Annotated in this window: 14 protein-coding genes and 1 other RNA gene; 6 read left to right on the forward strand and 9 right to left on the reverse strand. The window is 33.5% G+C overall.

Annotated elements, in window-relative coordinates:
- The first annotated feature begins 54 nt into the window (after positions 1–54).
- Complete coding sequence (locus H5V42_RS09505; RefSeq protein ID WP_185782924.1) at positions 55–600, forward strand: Smr/MutS family protein; 546 nt, start codon at positions 55–57, stop codon at positions 598–600.
- On the opposite strand, the gene H5V42_RS09510 is transcribed toward H5V42_RS09505, so the two are convergent.
- Positions 597–1097, reverse strand: coding sequence for a hypothetical protein (locus H5V42_RS09510; RefSeq protein WP_185782925.1), 501 nt, complete (start codon positions 1095–1097; stop codon positions 597–599). The genes H5V42_RS09505 and H5V42_RS09510 overlap by 4 nt on opposite strands.
- Before the next feature lie 110 nt (positions 1098–1207).
- On the opposite strand from H5V42_RS09510, the gene H5V42_RS09515 reads away from it, so the two are divergent.
- Positions 1208–2353, forward strand: coding sequence for a cysteine desulfurase family protein (locus H5V42_RS09515; protein WP_185782926.1), 1146 nt, complete (start codon positions 1208–1210; stop codon positions 2351–2353).
- 4 nt (positions 2354–2357) lie between these two features.
- Here the strand turns inward: H5V42_RS09515 and H5V42_RS09520 are convergent, their stop codons facing one another.
- The 3 genes from H5V42_RS09520 to H5V42_RS09530 are packed head-to-tail and all read right to left on the reverse strand — an operon-like array spanning position 2358 to position 7178.
- On the reverse strand, positions 2358–2969 hold the full coding sequence (locus H5V42_RS09520) for a hypothetical protein (protein ID WP_194336964.1): 612 nt from the start codon (positions 2967–2969) through the stop codon (positions 2358–2360).
- 44 nt (positions 2970–3013) lie between these two features.
- Complete coding sequence (locus tag H5V42_RS09525; RefSeq protein WP_390809398.1) at positions 3014–5479, reverse strand: TonB-dependent receptor; 2466 nt, start codon at positions 5477–5479, stop codon at positions 3014–3016.
- Between the two features lie 4 nt (positions 5480–5483).
- Entirely contained in the window at positions 5484–7178 is a 1695-nt protein-coding gene (locus tag H5V42_RS09530; protein ID WP_185782928.1) for a M23 family metallopeptidase, read from the reverse strand.
- 155 nt (positions 7179–7333) lie between these two features.
- Here H5V42_RS09530 and H5V42_RS09535 point away from each other — a divergent pair, with 155 nt between their 5' ends.
- The 4 genes from H5V42_RS09535 (at position 7334) to rny (ending at position 9713) form a co-directional block, all read left to right on the forward strand.
- Positions 7334–7624 (forward strand): hypothetical protein, encoded by a 291-nt coding sequence (locus H5V42_RS09535; protein WP_185782929.1) that lies wholly within the window; start codon positions 7334–7336, stop codon positions 7622–7624.
- A 12-nt stretch (positions 7625–7636) separates the two neighbouring features.
- On the forward strand, positions 7637–7933 hold the full coding sequence (locus H5V42_RS09540) for a cell division protein ZapA (RefSeq protein WP_185782930.1): 297 nt from the start codon (positions 7637–7639) through the stop codon (positions 7931–7933).
- Positions 7934–7986: 53 nt separating this feature from the next.
- Positions 7987–8095, forward strand: a non-coding RNA gene (ssrS, locus tag H5V42_RS09545) — 6S RNA.
- Positions 8096–8141: 46 nt separating this feature from the next.
- Entirely contained in the window at positions 8142–9713 is a 1572-nt protein-coding gene (rny, locus tag H5V42_RS09550; RefSeq protein ID WP_185782931.1) for a ribonuclease Y, read from the forward strand.
- A 30-nt stretch (positions 9714–9743) separates the two neighbouring features.
- Here the strand turns inward: rny and H5V42_RS09555 are convergent, their stop codons facing one another.
- From H5V42_RS09555 to H5V42_RS09575, 5 genes are all read right to left on the reverse strand, one after another.
- A complete protein-coding gene (locus H5V42_RS09555) occupies positions 9744–11786 on the reverse strand; it encodes a DUF349 domain-containing protein (RefSeq protein WP_185782932.1) in 2043 nt (680 codons plus the stop codon).
- A 109-nt stretch (positions 11787–11895) separates the two neighbouring features.
- Positions 11896–12645, reverse strand: a complete 750-nt coding sequence (locus H5V42_RS09560) for a shikimate dehydrogenase family protein (RefSeq protein ID WP_185782933.1) — start codon at positions 12643–12645, stop codon at positions 11896–11898.
- A complete protein-coding gene (locus tag H5V42_RS09565; protein WP_185782934.1) occupies positions 12599–13636 on the reverse strand; it encodes a DUF368 domain-containing protein in 1038 nt (345 codons plus the stop codon). The genes H5V42_RS09560 and H5V42_RS09565 overlap by 47 nt, the downstream gene beginning before the upstream one ends.
- Positions 13637–13651: 15 nt before the next feature.
- Positions 13652–14569 carry a DUF368 domain-containing protein gene (locus H5V42_RS09570; protein WP_185782935.1) on the reverse strand — a complete coding sequence of 306 codons (918 nt, stop codon included), beginning with the start codon at positions 14567–14569 and terminating at the stop codon, positions 13652–13654.
- Positions 14570–14588: 19 nt separating this feature from the next.
- Positions 14589–15989: a tetratricopeptide repeat protein gene (locus H5V42_RS09575; RefSeq protein ID WP_185782936.1), complete on the reverse strand. Its 1401-nt coding sequence runs from the start codon at positions 15987–15989 to the stop codon at positions 14589–14591.
- Positions 15990–16059 lie beyond the last annotated feature (70 nt).

Raw genomic sequence — 16059 nt, forward strand, 5'->3', positions numbered from 1 at the left:
TGCTCTCAAAATACTACTATTTTTGAAAAGTGGAATTACTACCTTATTATTTTTATGGCAATAAACTTTAAAATTGGCGATTTAGTTGAGGTATTAGACGAGCCTTTGCAGGGTAAAATTATAGCCATTAATGGTTCTAGGGTAGAAATAGAAACTGATGATGGTTTACCTCTACAGTTTGAAAAAAATCAACTCATTAAAATCTCAGGGCCTATAGCGGTAAGCAATTTTGAAGTTGCTCAAATAAAAAAACAAAAAGAAGAAAAAAAACGAAGGCCAAGTAAAACTGTTAAGCCAAAAGAGCGGAATGCTCCAAAAATGGAGGTTGATTTACATATTCATCAGTTAGTTAAATCAACTCGAGGGCTAAGTAATTTTGAAATGCTAGAAATTCAACTAGAAACTGCCAAAAGACAACTAGAATTCGCAATGAGTAAACGTATTCAAAAAGTGGTTTTTATACACGGGGTTGGTGAGGGTGTTTTAAAAGAAGAACTCAATTATCTGTTTAAGAAGTATGACAATGTAAAGTTCTATGATGCCGAATATAGAAAATATGGTTTAGGCGCTACAGAAGTTTATATCTACCAAAATACTTAGTTTGCAGTAGTAGTGAACGTTCCAAACTCATTAATTGTAAGGTCTGTAATACGTTCACCATTACTATTCATAAGACTTATTTCACTTAACTGTATAGTATGTTGATAGGTTATAGAATCTAATTGTGTAGTGGTTATTAATACATCCCCTGAAAGTGCCTCAATTTCATCGGTTACCCTTGGCTCAGTAGTAGGTATAGCGTCACAGAAATAATCATCATCCACACTATCAGAGAATATTCTATATAGTAAATTACTTTCACTTGGTATACTGCTAGAAATACTACCATCGCTAACTTCGTTTTTAAAAAGACCAGATTCTAAATCGAGAATTAGCGCTTCATCATCATTAATTTTAAAGAAAATGGTAGTGCTTGTGGTAGCGGTTGTACACGTTTCCATACTCACACTGTCAAAATCTAGCGTTTCAATTTGTAAATCACCATCGTTACAGCCGCAGGTGATGGCAAGTAGTATAAAGAAGAAAACTTTTTTCATGGCAATAAAGTTAAAGCAATACATTTTAAGCTTTAACTATGACATTGGTATTTTAGATTAAATTAACGCGATTTGAGTTATTTTTGCTCTCTTGAAAATGACTACAGATTATGCAGCAGGTTTATTTAGATAGTGCAGCTACAACACAGCTAAGACCAGAGGTTATTGAGAAAATGCAACAAGCTTTAGCAGTTTATGGTAACCCTTCTTCAACCCATAGTTTTGGTAGAACAGCAAAAACGGCAATAGAACAGGCAAGAAAAACTATTGCAAAAGAACTGCATGCGCATCCGTCAGAAATAATTTTCACCTCTGGTGGTACAGAAGCTGATAATATGATATTACGATGCGCCGTTAGAGATTTAGGAGTGACTACCCTAATCACTAGTAAAATTGAACACCATGCGGTTTTGCATACCTGCGAAGAGTTAGAAAAAGAATACCCAATTCAACTCAGGTTTGTTGAACTAGATAAAGATGGAAATCCAGATATAACCCATCTTAAACGTTTACTGGCAGTAGACAATTCAAAAAAATTGGTAAGTCTAATGCATGTTAACAACGAAATCGGAAATATTTTAGATTTAAATGAGATAGTTTCAATTTGTAAAGAAAACAATACACTGTTTCATTCAGATACAGTACAATCTGTTGGTCACTATCCTTGGAATTTAGAAGAGACACAAGTAGATTTTATTACTGCTGCGGCCCATAAATTTCATGGACCAAAAGGAGTGGGTTTTGCATTTATTAGAAAAAATTCTGGTTTAAAGCCCCTTATTGTTGGAGGCGCTCAGGAACGCGGATTTAGAGCAGGTACAGAGCCTTTTCATAATATTGTTGGTTTAGAGCAAGCCTTTATTTCTTCTTATGAAAACTTAGAAAAAGAAATGAAGTATGTTCAAAATTTAAAGTCCTATTTTATTGACCAAATTTCAAAAGAAATTGATGGAATAGCTTTCAATGGTTTGAGTAACCAATTAGAGAAAAGTACCTATACTTTAGTTAATGTACGCCTACCTTTTGATGCTCAAAAATCGTTAATGTTACTCTTTCATTTAGATTTAAAGGGTATTGCCTGTTCAAAGGGCAGTGCATGCCAGTCTGGTAGTGATAAAGGTTCTCATGTGCTTACTGAAATATTAAATGAAACGGAAGCAGCCAAACCTTCAATTAGATTCTCGTTTTCAAAATACAATACCAAAGAAGAAATTGATTATGTGATAAGAGTTTTGAAAGAATTTGCGAATAACTAAAAGCTTAATTTTTTCTATTCTTTCTTTTTTCTTTGTCGTATGGAAATTTTCGAGAGGCCTTTTTCATCATTCTATCAATAATATCTTCAGTGTCTTTGCCTGTTTTTTTATTGATTTCTTGGTCGAATTTCCAGAGTAGTTTGCCAGTACTACCATCACTAATTTTGATTCCAATTCTACCATAATTGGTTTCAGAAAAATAGTCGAGAATGCTAAAATCTGTGGGTACACCTTTAGACAGTAAAATGTTGATATCTAAAGTTCCGTTTATAATACCATCTACACCTAAAATTTCGGAAAGCTCTTTTGTAGTGTAAATATCAATATTAGAATAATCAATGTTGTTTTTGGCTAATAATGCGTTGGTATCTTCAATATTTTGAAATTCAACATTAAATTTTTTTCGTTTTTTTCGTCTAGAAAAATAGGTTTCTAAGGCATTTTGCACAGCATAACCTTCGCTCTCAGCTAATTGCTTTAGCTCACTTTTATCCAATTTATCAGCTAATTTTAGTTTGGTATTAAAAGGTAAAATGGCTAAAACTTTATGATTGGATGTTAACTCGTCAAATTTTCTACTTTCATAGATATTTTTTTGCGCTTGTAAACCAGACAAGTTGAAGGTTATAAATGCTAGGAGGATAATTTTATATATGCAATTCAAAATCTTGCGTCGACTTTTAAGTTCAATATTCTTGATGTTAAGAAATTTGGTACAGCAAACTGTTGTTGAGTTTCAATATCTCGCACCCAAGTATTAGTTATAGAGTTTTGATTATTAAATAAATTAAAAATCTCAAAACCCACAGTAAATTCTTTGAATTTATGCAACCAATGCCCTTGAGGATGCGTAAAATTTCTGTTTGCAAAAATATAGGAAATTCCTAAATCGGCACGCCGATAATCTCTTAATCTATTCTGAAAAATGTAAGGGTCCTCATTATTTGGTGATCCACCAGGAACTCCTGTGTTATATACCAAGTTGAGATATAATTTTAAATTAGGTATGGTTGGCATATAGTCTTGAAACAAAAAACCAAGTTTAAAGCGTTGGTCTGTAGGTCTAGAAATATAACCCCTTTCATTTTGATTTTCTTTAGTATTTAAGTACCCTACACTTAACCAAGATTCTTCACCAGGTATTAAAGAGCCATTAAGTCTAAAGTCAAAACCGTAGGCATAGGCAATAGCATCGTTATTTGCGCGGTAACGTAGTCTCACATCTTCAATGGTATAGGTATTTACATTAGTAAGATTTTTATAATACGCCTCACTAGTTAATTTAAAAGGTCTATTCCAAATAGTAAAACTATATTCATTACCCAGCACAAAATGGATTGATTTCTGCGTCTCAACATTAGGCTGTACAACCCCTTGTAGATTTCTGAGTTCTCTGTAAAACGGAGGTTGCTTATAACTGCCAAGCGCAAAACTAAACAACATATCTTTTTCCCAAGAAGGTTTAATAGCCAATTGCCCTCGAGGACTAAATATAAATTGCGTATTTGCTTCAAATGCTCCCTTTAAAGTCCAAAGCTGTGCCCTTAGTCCTAGATTATAGAATACATCGGCATTTCCCCATTTAATAGAATTACTAAATTGTAAGAAGGCAGATGTTCTTTGGGTAGTAACAAAATTTTGAGCAAAAACCTGCTCATAAGGCAGTATTTCTCCAGTAAATGGTTCTTGTGGTTGGTTATTAATAAACTCAGGGTTTGGAGGTCTTAAAAAAAAACCTGCAGAATCTAAAAATTCAGTTTCTCTTAATTCATCTCTTACATCTTCATAGGCGTATTTTATTCCCCATTCCAATAGTTTTTTGTCTTTTTTAAAGGAACCTTTGTGAGTAAGATTAAATAGTAATATGTCTAATAGATTTCTTGCTCTAGTTTGTTGGCTTCCCGCATCACCAGGGTTTACAATTTCACCAAACTGCTCACTTTCAAAATCTGTGTTCACATTACCTAGTTCGTAGGCTGCGATAACATCAGAAAACTCGTTTTCTTTGGTATGATAGATAGAAGCTGTTGCAGTAAGCTTTACATTATTTGAAGGTAAATAATTGGTAGAAAAAGCTCCAAATTCTGTCTGATAGGTATTGCGTTCATTACCTTCATAAGCAATAACTAATGCCCTGGGTTCTGCAAACGTACCAAAATTAGTTTGTCTAGAAATAGGTTCGTTTTTATAATCGTTCCTAGAAAAATTACCCAGAAAGGAAAGATTTATTTTAGTATTGAAGTGATATTTTAAAAAAGTTTGTGCATCAACAAAACTTGGGGAAAGATTAGATTGTGTTTGTTGAGAATTTACTAAAAGCGAATTGTTCCGATACCTAAGTCCGGTAATAGTGGTTAACGAACTGTTTTTAGAAATGGTTTCTAAGGTAGCACTAGCACCTAGTAAACTAGCACTAGCCTGTACCCCAAAAGAAGTTGGTGTTTTGTATGTTATATCTAAAACAGAGGACAATTTATCTCCATATTTTGCTTGAAACCCACCGGCAGAAAAGTCAATATCAGACACCATATTGCTATTGATAAAACTAAAACCTTCTTGTTGTGCAGACCTAATCAAAAATGGGCGATAAACCTCAACACCGTTTATATAAATAAGATTTTCGTCAAAATTACCTCCTCTAACATTATATTGGGTGCTAAGCTCATTATTGAATGAAACACCTGGCAATAATTTTAATAAGGTCTCTACACCAGCATTTGCCCCAGGAATTTTACGCACCAGTTCTGGTGATATAGTTTCAATTGCTGTAACTATTTTTTGACCAGAAGCACTAACTTCTATTTCATCAATTTGAACAGCTGAGGTTGTTAGAATGGGATTGAACTCAAAACTTTCGTTAGTATTTAAAATAAGATTTTGCAGAACCACCTCTTTGAATCCTAGATGAGAGAAGGTTATTGAAAATGGTTTATCAGCAACTAGATTTAAAACATAAAAACCATTGGTGTTAGTTGTAGTACCACCTTCAGAATAGCTGATGTTAACATTTGATAAAGGATTTTTATTTTCATCAAAAACAATACCCGAGATAGTCGCCGTTTGGGCATAGAAACTTGTGAAACTTAAAGTGTAAATTAATAAGCAAGCTAACCGTTTCGATTTCAAAATGTTATTTTCTATAGAAAGTACTTTCAAATGTAGTAGTATTACCAACATTATCAGTAACGACGAGCTTTAAGTCACATTGTGTTTTTTCCGCAATCTTATCATCAAAGTTATAAGTAATAATGTCTGTTTTAGGGTCATATTCCATTAATATCCACTCCCCATTTAAATAAGCATCGTAAGTTTTAATGCCACTTAAGTCATCAGAAATATGTAGACTTAAATACCTGTAATTGGTTAGCCACTGGCCTTTTTTAAAATTACGAGGTTTAACAATAGGTGCGGTTTCATCTTTAGCTAAAGTATAGAGACCAAAATTGCGTGTACGCGCAGTAAAACTATTTCCCTTTTTATAGGTTCGCGTATAGTTTGGTTCTTTATCATCTTCATCTAATCGGGCTATAAAAAGCTTACTTCGCTTATTGGATGGAATTGAAGAAACATCAAAATTTATAGTAAAGTTACGATGTGCTGCTGCTGTTCTATCGTGAACTTTTATAGTGTCTTCCCCTTTTTCTAGGTGTAAATAAATATCATTATAAAATGTGTTTTCAGGAAAATACACTTTAGCCGCTCCCAAATCAAAGCTTTTTGGCTTGCTAGCAGCTACAAAATAAGACGTTTTATTTACCTCTTTGAGTTTTCGAATAGGCTTTGCGGCCCCTTCAACGGGAATAATGAGTTTGGTTGTATTACCCTCAACATCTTCAAGTAAAATTTCAACTGAATAAGACATGCCTTCAGTAATAGTTAGCTTACCGTCTAAATATAATTTTTTGTAGATGCTTAATCTGTTAGAATCGTCTTTAAAACATTTATGAATACGTTGACGGTATTTTCCAAAATGCTCATAATCAATAAATGTATTTATGTATCGGGTTTCTGCAAATGAAAATGATTCAAACTTAAATTCGGAATATACTTTACCATTAACAGTTTGTTTTACGCTATAAATTCCGTTTCTGTTGGCTGCTAAATCTTGCCTATCAAAACCAACAAACCCAAAACCAATTGTACCTAACGCCGTGACTTTATCTGCTAAAAATGTACCGTTGGCTTGTTTAGTAAAATTTATACTAGTTTTTTCTTGGCTTTGATTTACCTGAGCATTTTTTGATAATGGATATCCAAATAAACCAGTTATAGTTGGGTCAGTAGCATCTCTAACTTCGTAACCATATAACAAGGGGTTGGTAGGTTTTTCGCTTATACTACTTCTAATTTCAAAATGTAGATGTGGACCACCAGAACTACCAGAATTACCAGTATATGCTATTATTTGGTCTTTACTTACCGTTAACTCACCAAAATCTGGAAAAACTTCTACCTCGTAAGACTGTTTTTTGTATTGAAGTTTTTTAATGTATGCTTCAATCTTTGGATTAAATTTTTGCAAGTGCGCATAAACCGAAGTATGCCCTGTTGGGTGTGCCACATAAATAGCTTTACCATAGCCCCAATGCGAAATTTTTATTCGTGTAACGGTACCGTCTGCAATGGCATAAACAGGGAGGCCCTGTCTTTGCTGTGTTTTAATATCAATACCAGCATGAAAATGATTTGAACGTAATTCACCAAAAGTACCAGATAAAATTAACGGAATATCTAATGGAGAGCGAAAGGTGTTATTGGGGAACTTTTCTTGTGAAAATGAAAATAGAAAGCTTAATAATAAAAATATTGTGATGCTTAAGCGCATAGGAAGTAATCTGTTTTTTTAGTGAAAGTAAACATAAGCGGATAATTACAAAAAGCGAAACCTTTAAAAAACAAGATTTAGAACTTAATTGTAAAAAGAGTTGTAACGTAATTTTAGTATCGTTAAATTTGTCTATTACGCATTGCGATTAGTTAATGGGTGAATTTGTTGACGTAGTAGATTCTTTAGAGAATAAAGTAAACAGAATTTTGCAAAAGATGGAACAGCTTAAAAAAGCTAACCATAGTTTAAAGCAAGAGCTGTCTCTATTAAAAAAAGAACAAGTTAGTACAAACCAAATCTTAGCAGATTGGGAAGAAAAGTATAATTCACTTAAAATGGCAAACGCAATGTTAGGCAGTAATGTAGATAAGACTGAGGCAAAGCTCAAAATAAATGCACTTATTCGCGAATTGGACTCTTGTATAGCCCATTTAGCAGAATAATATTGATATGAAATGGATGAAAAGCTCAAAATTAAACTCTCAATCGCCGATAGGGTTTACCCGTTAACAATAGACCCAAGGCAAGAAGAAGGTTTAAGAAAAGCAGCTAAGAATATAGAAAACTTAGCTAAAAAGTTTGAGCAAAATTATGCTGTTAGAGATAAGCAAGATGTATTGGCTATGTGCGCATTACAGTTTGCTTCTAAAATTGAGCAAAGCGGAATTAATGAGTCTGAAAACATAAATGCCGCGTCTGAACGTTTGAAAGCTTTAGAAAATAAGCTAGAAAACATTTTGAACACGGAATAAGTTCTTTAAAATATATATTGTTACTGCCCACATTGGTATTAATTTTTTGACAAACTCAACACTATTAGATTTAAAAAGGGTGAGTTTAGATTGCAAGAGCGCGCCCTCTTTGTCAGGGATTTTCGAGTAGTCTGTTAGCCCTAAACCTGTTTTTTGGAGTTTGTACAAAACTTCGTCCAATGTGGGTTTTTTTTTAAACATTAACTAAATGGATAATACCACTATAACTATAATTGCAGCAGTTGTGGGACTGCTGATAGGTTTTGCAATAGCTAAAATTCTTGAAAAAGGTAAGGCGGGTAAAACCATCACCAATGCCGAAAAAAAGGCAGCTGGCATTATAAAAGATGCTAAGAGAGAAGGGGAGAGCATTAAAAAAGATAAGATTTTTCAGGCCAAGGAAAAGTTCTTGGAACTTAAAGCCGAGCATGAAAAGGTTATTATAAATAAAGACAAGAAAATTGCTGAAGCCGAAAAGCGTACTAGAGACAAAGAATCTCAAATAGGTAGCGAACTCGCTAAAGGAAAACGTTTAAATGAACAGCTAGAACGTCAAGTTAAAGATGTTGAGCATAAAGCTGAAATTTTAGAGCGGAAGCAAGCTGAGGTAGACAAACTTCACAAAAGTCAAGTAAAACAATTAGAAGTAATTTCTGGTTTATCTGCTGAAGAGGCAAAGTCTCAACTCATGGAGTCTTTGAAAGAGACTGCAAAGACAGATGCAATGGCATATCTGCAAGAAACTTTAGAAGAAGCTAAACTTACCGCACAACAAGAGGCTAGAAAAATTGTTATTAATACCATTCAACGTATTGGTACTGAAGAAGCTGTTGAAAATTGCGTATCAGTTTTTAATCTAGAATCTGATGATGTAAAAGGTAGAATCATTGGTAGAGAAGGTAGAAATATTAGAGCTATTGAAGCCGCAACAGGTGTAGAAATCATTGTTGATGATACTCCAGAGGCTATTATTCTATCCTGTTTTGATTCTGTTAGGAGAGAAGTAGCACGTTTGTCTTTACACCGTTTAGTTACAGATGGAAGAATTCACCCGGCGAGAATAGAAGAGGTTGTTAAAAAGACAGAAAAACAAATAAATGAAGAAATTGTAGAAATTGGTAAACGCACCATTATCGATTTAGGTATTCATGGACTACATCCAGAATTGATTAAGGCAGTAGGTAGAATGAAATATCGCTCTTCTTATGGTCAAAATCTATTACAACATTCAAGAGAAGTTGCCAAGCTTTGTGCTGTTATGGCCTCTGAACTCGGCCTTAATCCTAAATTAGCAAAACGAGCTGGTTTATTACATGATATTGGTAAAGTACCAATGATTGAGACTGATGTGGAAAAACCACATGCCATTTTAGGAATGGAGTGGGCTAAAAAGTACGGTGAAAAAAAGGAGGTTTGCAATGCTATTGGCGCTCACCATGATGAGATTGAGATGACCAGTTTGATATCTCCAATTGTACAGGTTTGTGATGCTATTAGCGGAGCTAGACCAGGTGCCAGAAGACAGGTTTTAGATTCTTACATACAACGTTTAAAAGATTTAGAAGATGTTGCTTTTGGCTTTAAAGGAGTTCAAAAAGCTTATGCAATACAAGCCGGTAGAGAATTACGTGTGATTGTTGAGAGTGAAAAAGTTAATGATGAACAGGCGGCAGAATTATCGTTTAATATTTCTCAGAAAATTCAAACAGATATGACGTATCCTGGACAAGTTAAGATTACTGTGATACGAGAAACTCGTTCTGTAAACGTTGCCAAATAATCTTTAGCAATTAATACTAAAAAACAAAGCCTACTCTTCTTCAGAGTGGGCTTTATTTTCTTCTTCAGTTTCCGTTTCGTCTTCTTTACCTAAATTATGTTCAATAATATTTAGGTTCTTAAGTTTTTCTTTCCAAGTATTTAATGCTTCTTTTTGTTTGTTAATGTTTTTGATAACATCTTGTACTAAAGGATTGTCCTCTGAAGCATTACTAAAAAATTGAAGGTTATTCTCTAACTGACGTATTTCAGCTTTACTTTCTTCAATTTTCTTTCTAACAAAACTACGTTCACTATGAACAGCACGTTCATCATCTGTATTTGCTAGTTGTTTAACTCTGTCACCATACTTTAACAATTCAGCCTGATGTTTATTGATGTTTAATTTTTTAAATAACGCGTCAACTATTTTATTGAACTTGCTATTAACGTGTCTTTTATTATGAGGTATGTGACCATAACCTTTCCATTCTTTGATAAAACCTTTAATGGTTTCAACATCTTTTTTATTGTCACCAGAAAGCGTAAACTTTTTAAGCCTGTCTAAGCAAGCCATTTTTTTATCAAGATTTGCAAACTCTTCTTTTTGAGATTCATTTCTCTTGGAGTTAATCCTATTAAAATAATGGTTACAAGCTTCTTTAAACTCATTCCATATTTTGTTACTATACTTTCTTGGCACATGTCCAATACCTTTCCATTCGGCTTGTATACGCTTCATTTCTGGCGTTGCCATATCAAAATCATCAGAATCTTTTAAAGAATGAGCAATAGCTAATAGACGCCTTTTCTTTTCTAGGTTTTCGTTTTGCTCGCCTTTTAGGTTTTTATAATAAGCGTTTTTGTTCTTATTAAAACTTCTAACTGTTTCTTTAAACTTGGCCCAAGTTGCTTCGTTTTCATTTTTAGGAACTCTCCCTGCTTTAAAAAACTCTTCTCGTAAAGCTTCAACCTTCTTTATCTGGTTTTGAATCTCTTTATGATTTTTAGAAACGTTGTCAGCAACCTCTTTAATTTTGGCAATGATTTCATGCTTTATATCAAGGTTCTTTACATAACTGGCTTCTATTTCAGCCTCATATTCTTTACGTCTATTATGTAGTGCTTTTGTAGCATTAGAAAAGCGTTCCCAGATTTCTTCTCTCTTTTCTTTAGCAACTGGTCCTACATCCTCTTTCCAAACCTTATGTAATGTTTGTAACTCTCTAAAAGCTTTTCTTAAATCGGGCTCATTGAACAATGCCTCAGCTTGCTCAACAAGTTTTGTTTTTTCTTCTAGATTGTATTTAAAATCGAGGTCTCTTAATTCTTTATTGAGATGAAGAAAATCATAGAAAATTTCTACGTGATGGTGATAGGTGCGCCATAAATCGTTATAACTAGCCCTTGGCACAGCTCCAGCATTTCTCCAGCGTTCTTGAAGGTCTTTAAAGTTATTGTAGGTGGTATTCATGTCTTCTTCAACATTAACCAAGCCTTTAAGCTCTTCTATAATAGCTAGTCTATTTTCTAAATTCTGATTTAGGTTTTTCTCTAAATTTTTATAGTACTGGTCTCTCTTTTCTCTAAATTCTCTATAAACTTCATCAAACTGTCTTTTAGCAACAGAGGAATATCTAAAGTCAATTTCATTACCACCATTTTCAATGAATTCTTCCTTTTTTTCATCAAATAACACTTTGTATTTCTCAAAGAATTCACTTCTAATAGCATTAACATGCTTATTAATAGCTTGTACTTTTTCGTTTTTTACTAAACGTTGTAATTCTCCAACCAAATTTTCCAATGACATGGCATGATAATCTGGCATTGGTATAGTGTGACGAGCTTGATTTTCTTTGTCTTCAGCATCTTCAGCATTTTCGTTGTCAATTTCTTCTAAAGACTCATCAGGTTTTTCAGAATTAGGAGTAGGTTTAGAATTATCTGACGATTCTACAGTTTCAGATGAAGCTTTTTCATCAATTTCCGAAACTTTTTCAACAGTTTCTTCATTTGTAGTTGTAAGCTCTTGCTCTTGTTTTACTTCTTCCCCAATTTTTTCTTCTTGAGGTTTTTGCTCGTTTGCTTCCATCTCTAATTATGGATTTAGTTGTTTTTTGGTTGGATAATGATTTGCCTATGGGCTTACCCTTGTAACAAAAGTAAACAATCTAAGCAATGATGGAGCTTTAAATTAATATTTAAGAATTCCAGATATGCCAAGCAGCTTCAGCCTGGTTAACCAACATGGGGTAACCGTTTTGAATTTTGGCTCCTTTTTCCTCACCTAATTTGAGGAAGTTAGTCTTTTCAGGATTATAAATTAAGTCAAACAATAGATGCTCATTACCAATATATTGGTAGGGGATGTTTGGCTTTTCTTCAATGTTAGGAAAGGTTCCAATCGGCGTACAATTTACAATTACTAAATACTCTTGAATAATTTCTTTAGATAACTCAGAGTAGGTTAAATGGCCTACCCTTTTTGTTCTAGAAACATATTTAAACGCTATGTCTAGTTCTTTAAATATGTAAGCAATTGCTTTAGAAGCACCGCCTGTTCCCAGAATAAGTCCTTTACAATGTTTTTGCGTTAGATGTGGCTTTAACGATTGTTTAAAGCCTATAGCATCAGTATTAAAACCTTTGATACCGTTTGCTGTAAATTTTATGGTGTTTACCGCCCCAATTTCTTTTGCAGTAGTATCAATATCATTTAAAAAGGGCAGAACTTGTTCTTTATATGGTATAGTCACATTGAGGCCCGCCAAGTTTGAATCTTCTAAAAGCTTTGGAAACTCAGCAATAGTAGTAAGGTCAAAATTTTCGTAAGAATGATTATCCAGACCTTTTTCTTCAAATTTTTTTGAGAAATATGTACTTGAAAATGAATATGAGATATTCTTACCTACTAGTCCGAACTTTCTCTTGAGTTGCCCTGTTTTTTCCATACCAATCTAAACTCAATAATAAGAAGATTCCCAAAACAATAAAAAATATTGCAGCCCAATCTTCCATTTGGGTCATATTAGGAATATATCGTTTATAATTCGTAACAATTTTATCACCGTTAGAATCAAAGATGATGTTTCCACTTTCGTTTAGCTTGTACATGGTAGTTTTCCAAGGCCATAAAACCCCCAAAGAACCAGAAATGAAACCTATAATTACAGCGTTGGTAATATTCTTATAATGTTTTAAAACATAACCCAAAAGATGAGAAAGCGTAACCAAGCCTGTTGCTGAACCAAGTGTAAATACTGCCAGTATTTTTAACGTTCGTAAACGTTCGTCATTTTTAATAAAGCTAAAATCACCTCTGAAAATTTCTGCAAAAGAGTCGTATAAAGAGTTGACAGAGTCGACAAGTAACAACACATAATTTCCTAATAGAATTAAAATGAATGAACCGGAAAGTCCAGGCAATGTCATTCCTGATACGCTTATAATTCCACAGAAAAAAATAAAAAATAGATTGTCATTTTCTTTTGCAGGGCTTAAAAAACTAATTGAAATACCAACTACTAATCCTAAAATTCCCCAGGAAATGGTTCTTTTATTCCAATGGTTGTAGTCTTTTGATATATAATAAATAGACCCTATGACCATACCAAAAAAAGCAGCCCAAACATAAAGCTCCTTTTTTTGTAAAAAGTAATCTAATAATCTAGAGACGCTAAAATAGCTCACTAGCATACCCGTAATTAGGAGTATTAAAAAGGTAGCGTTAGTATATCTGTAAAACGATGTAAACTTACCATTAAAAAGGAGCTTAAAGGCTTTGCTATTTAGTTTTTGAAGAGAGTAAATAAATTCTTCATAAAACCCCCCAACATAAGCTACTATACCTCCAGAAACTCCGGGAACTTTATTGGCTGCGCCCATAAAAAGGCCCTTTATTACAAGATATACCTTGTCCCAGAATGTTCTTGATTTTGGCATATTAAGGCTTCGTTTTTATTTTTTAGAAGCTAATCTTTCTAATGTAAAAATAAGGGAAAAACCAAGTACGGCTAAGATGATGGCAAGTAAAACTTGAGGTTCGCCCTCAAAAGCTCCAGGTAGTACATTTTGGTCGTCTATTACAATTACTTTATCATCAAATACACGTGTTTCTAACACCTTTTTCCAAGGCCATATTTTATTTAGAGAACCTAAAATAAAACCAGTTAAAATGGCAAGCGTAGTGTTTCTATAATTTTTAAACATCCATTTTAAAAGTCGAGCAAAACTTAGTAGACCAACAATTGCACCTAAGCCTACAGTAACTATCATTTTTATATCACGTTCATGAACAGCATCTAAAATGGTCTTATATGAGCCTAATAGCACCAAAATAAAGGCCCCTGAGATACCCGGTAAAATCATGGCGCAAATGGCTAATGCACCAGAAAGAAACAAATAGGGTAAACTATCAACGTTTTCATTTGGAGGTAATTCTGTGATGTAATAAGCAACTGCCGCACCTAACAGTAGCATAATAACAGTAGCAGCACTCCATTTTTTAATTTCTTTTCCAACCAAGAAAATACTTGCTAAAACCAGTCCAAAGAAAAAAGACCATAGTAATACAGGTTTATTTTCTAATAAATAGCTTAATAGTTTTGCTAAGGATAGCACGCTAATGAATATGCCAATAAAAAGTGCTATTAAGAAGTTTCCATTAAGTTTATTCCAGAAGGCTTTAAAACCTTCTTTTTTCCAAACAGATAGTAGCGAAGGTTTAACATTGTTTATGGAATCAATTAATTCTTCATAAATACCTGATATAAAAGCAATTGTACCTCCGGATACTCCAGGAACTACATCTGCTGCACCCATGGCCATTCCTTTTAATGTTATAATTGCGTAATCGAACAATTTTCTTGCTCCCATAAAAAAAGTTTCGACAAAGTTACGTAGAAGCTTTTTTACTAGCATTTAAAACTTGTTTTACCCAAGTGACTTTTTCAAATTCGGGAAATAGTTTTAAAAAGAATGCGGGTTTTTTAGATTTAAGTTTTACGGCAGATTTAATTTGCTCTTTAGCTCGTTCAAAATCACTAGCTTTTACATAAGCACCTGCTAACAAAAAATGCAATTCAGCCTCGTTAGCGTAAAAATCTAGACCTTGCAAGAGAACTTGTGTTGCCGAGTCGTAGTCATTTAATTTTAATAACACTTTTGACCAATCAACCCAAGTGTCTAACTCATAATTACCCAGATTAACACTTTGTCTAAAAGCAAAATCTGCTTCTGGATAGTTCTGTAATTTTTGATAAAGCTTTGCTGATTTTTTCCAATAAAGTGGATTTTCACTATCAATATTTGTAGCCTTGTTTACGTAATGTAATGCTTTTTTGTAGTTTTTTTTCTTAAAGTAAAACTCTGTTATGGCTAACCACCCTTTATCTAATAATGGGTCTTCATGAACTGTGTTGTAATAATAGTACTTGGCAAGTTCATCATTACCTAATTTTTCATGGCATTTGCCAATTCTTAAATATGCGTGAGAGGTGGGGTCATCTATTTTTAAGGTAAATTCATAGTTTTCTATAGCTTCATTATACCTGCCTAAATATTCTAACACCTTACCTTTTTCAAAGTAAGCTCCAATAAAACGGTCGTCAGCAATAATAGCAAAATCAAAAGCAGAAAGTGCTTCATTCATCATTTCCTTTTGCTGATACATTTTACCTAATTGGTGCCAAGCTACTTCACCATAAGGATTTCGCTCTAGATAATCATTTAAGTAAACAATGGCTCCATCAAAATCTTCTAAAAATTCAAAACAATAAATGACGTTATAGAGTGCTGAATAATCAGATTCATCATACTCTAAACATTTGATAAAGCTCTTTTTTGCTTGCTCATAATTATCCATAAATAGATATTCCATTCCCATAAGTGAATGAATATCGTAGCAATCATCAGCAATATGTAAGGCTTCTATCAACATATTTACCGCTTCTAAATGATTGTCTCTTTTAGAAAGAATATTGGCCCTTTGAATATAAATTTCTTCATTATTTGGGTCAATATCTTGCAGTTCGTTTAAGAGTTTTTCAGCATCTTTAAAATTATCTTCAAAGACCAAAACTTCAACTTTTAGAAGGCGTAGTTCAATGGATATAGGGTGTTGTTCCAGAGCTAGTTTAATGGCTTTTTTTCCTAGGCCTATTTTGCCATCATCAAGGTAATGGTGTATTATTTGTTCGAAGTCTTCTGCATCAAAGAAGTAGACATTATCTGTCTTCAACATTGATTCAAATTTTTCGATAGAATTCTTCGGTTGGTTGTTAGGTCCTAATGCCATAGAAGCAATTTTCGTTATACTATGGACTTAAAATTAGCCTTTAAATAGGCTAGTTTACGTCCTAAAAGCA

This window comes from Croceivirga lutea (assembly GCF_014235875.1).
Taxonomy (GTDB): Bacteria; Bacteroidota; Bacteroidia; order Flavobacteriales; family Flavobacteriaceae; genus Croceivirga; species Croceivirga lutea.

Bases quoted from the DNA above. Each gene is read 5' to 3' on its own strand.
- H5V42_RS09510 (WP_185782925.1), bottom strand. From the start codon at position 1,097: ATGAAAAAAGTTTTCTTCTTTATACTACTTGCCATCACCTGCGGCTGT.
- H5V42_RS09565 (WP_185782934.1), bottom strand. From the start codon at position 13,636: ATGCCAAAATCAAGAACATTCTGGGACAAGGTATATCTTGTAATAAAG.
- H5V42_RS09530 (WP_185782928.1), bottom strand. From the start codon at position 7,178: ATGCGCTTAAGCATCACAATATTTTTATTATTAAGCTTTCTATTTTCA.
- H5V42_RS09515 (WP_185782926.1), top strand. From the start codon at position 1,208: ATGCAGCAGGTTTATTTAGATAGTGCAGCTACAACACAGCTAAGACCA.
- H5V42_RS09560 (WP_185782933.1), bottom strand. From the start codon at position 12,645: ATGGAAAAAACAGGGCAACTCAAGAGAAAGTTCGGACTAGTAGGTAAG.
- H5V42_RS09505 (WP_185782924.1), top strand. From the start codon at position 55: ATGGCAATAAACTTTAAAATTGGCGATTTAGTTGAGGTATTAGACGAG.
- H5V42_RS09575 (WP_185782936.1), bottom strand. From the start codon at position 15,989: ATGGCATTAGGACCTAACAACCAACCGAAGAATTCTATCGAAAAATTT.
- H5V42_RS09540 (WP_185782930.1), top strand. From the start codon at position 7,637: ATGGATGAAAAGCTCAAAATTAAACTCTCAATCGCCGATAGGGTTTAC.
- H5V42_RS09535 (WP_185782929.1), top strand. From the start codon at position 7,334: ATGGGTGAATTTGTTGACGTAGTAGATTCTTTAGAGAATAAAGTAAAC.
- rny (WP_185782931.1), top strand. From the start codon at position 8,142: ATGGATAATACCACTATAACTATAATTGCAGCAGTTGTGGGACTGCTG.
- H5V42_RS09555 (WP_185782932.1), bottom strand. From the start codon at position 11,786: ATGGAAGCAAACGAGCAAAAACCTCAAGAAGAAAAAATTGGGGAAGAA.
- H5V42_RS09570 (WP_185782935.1), bottom strand. From the start codon at position 14,569: ATGGGAGCAAGAAAATTGTTCGATTACGCAATTATAACATTAAAAGGA.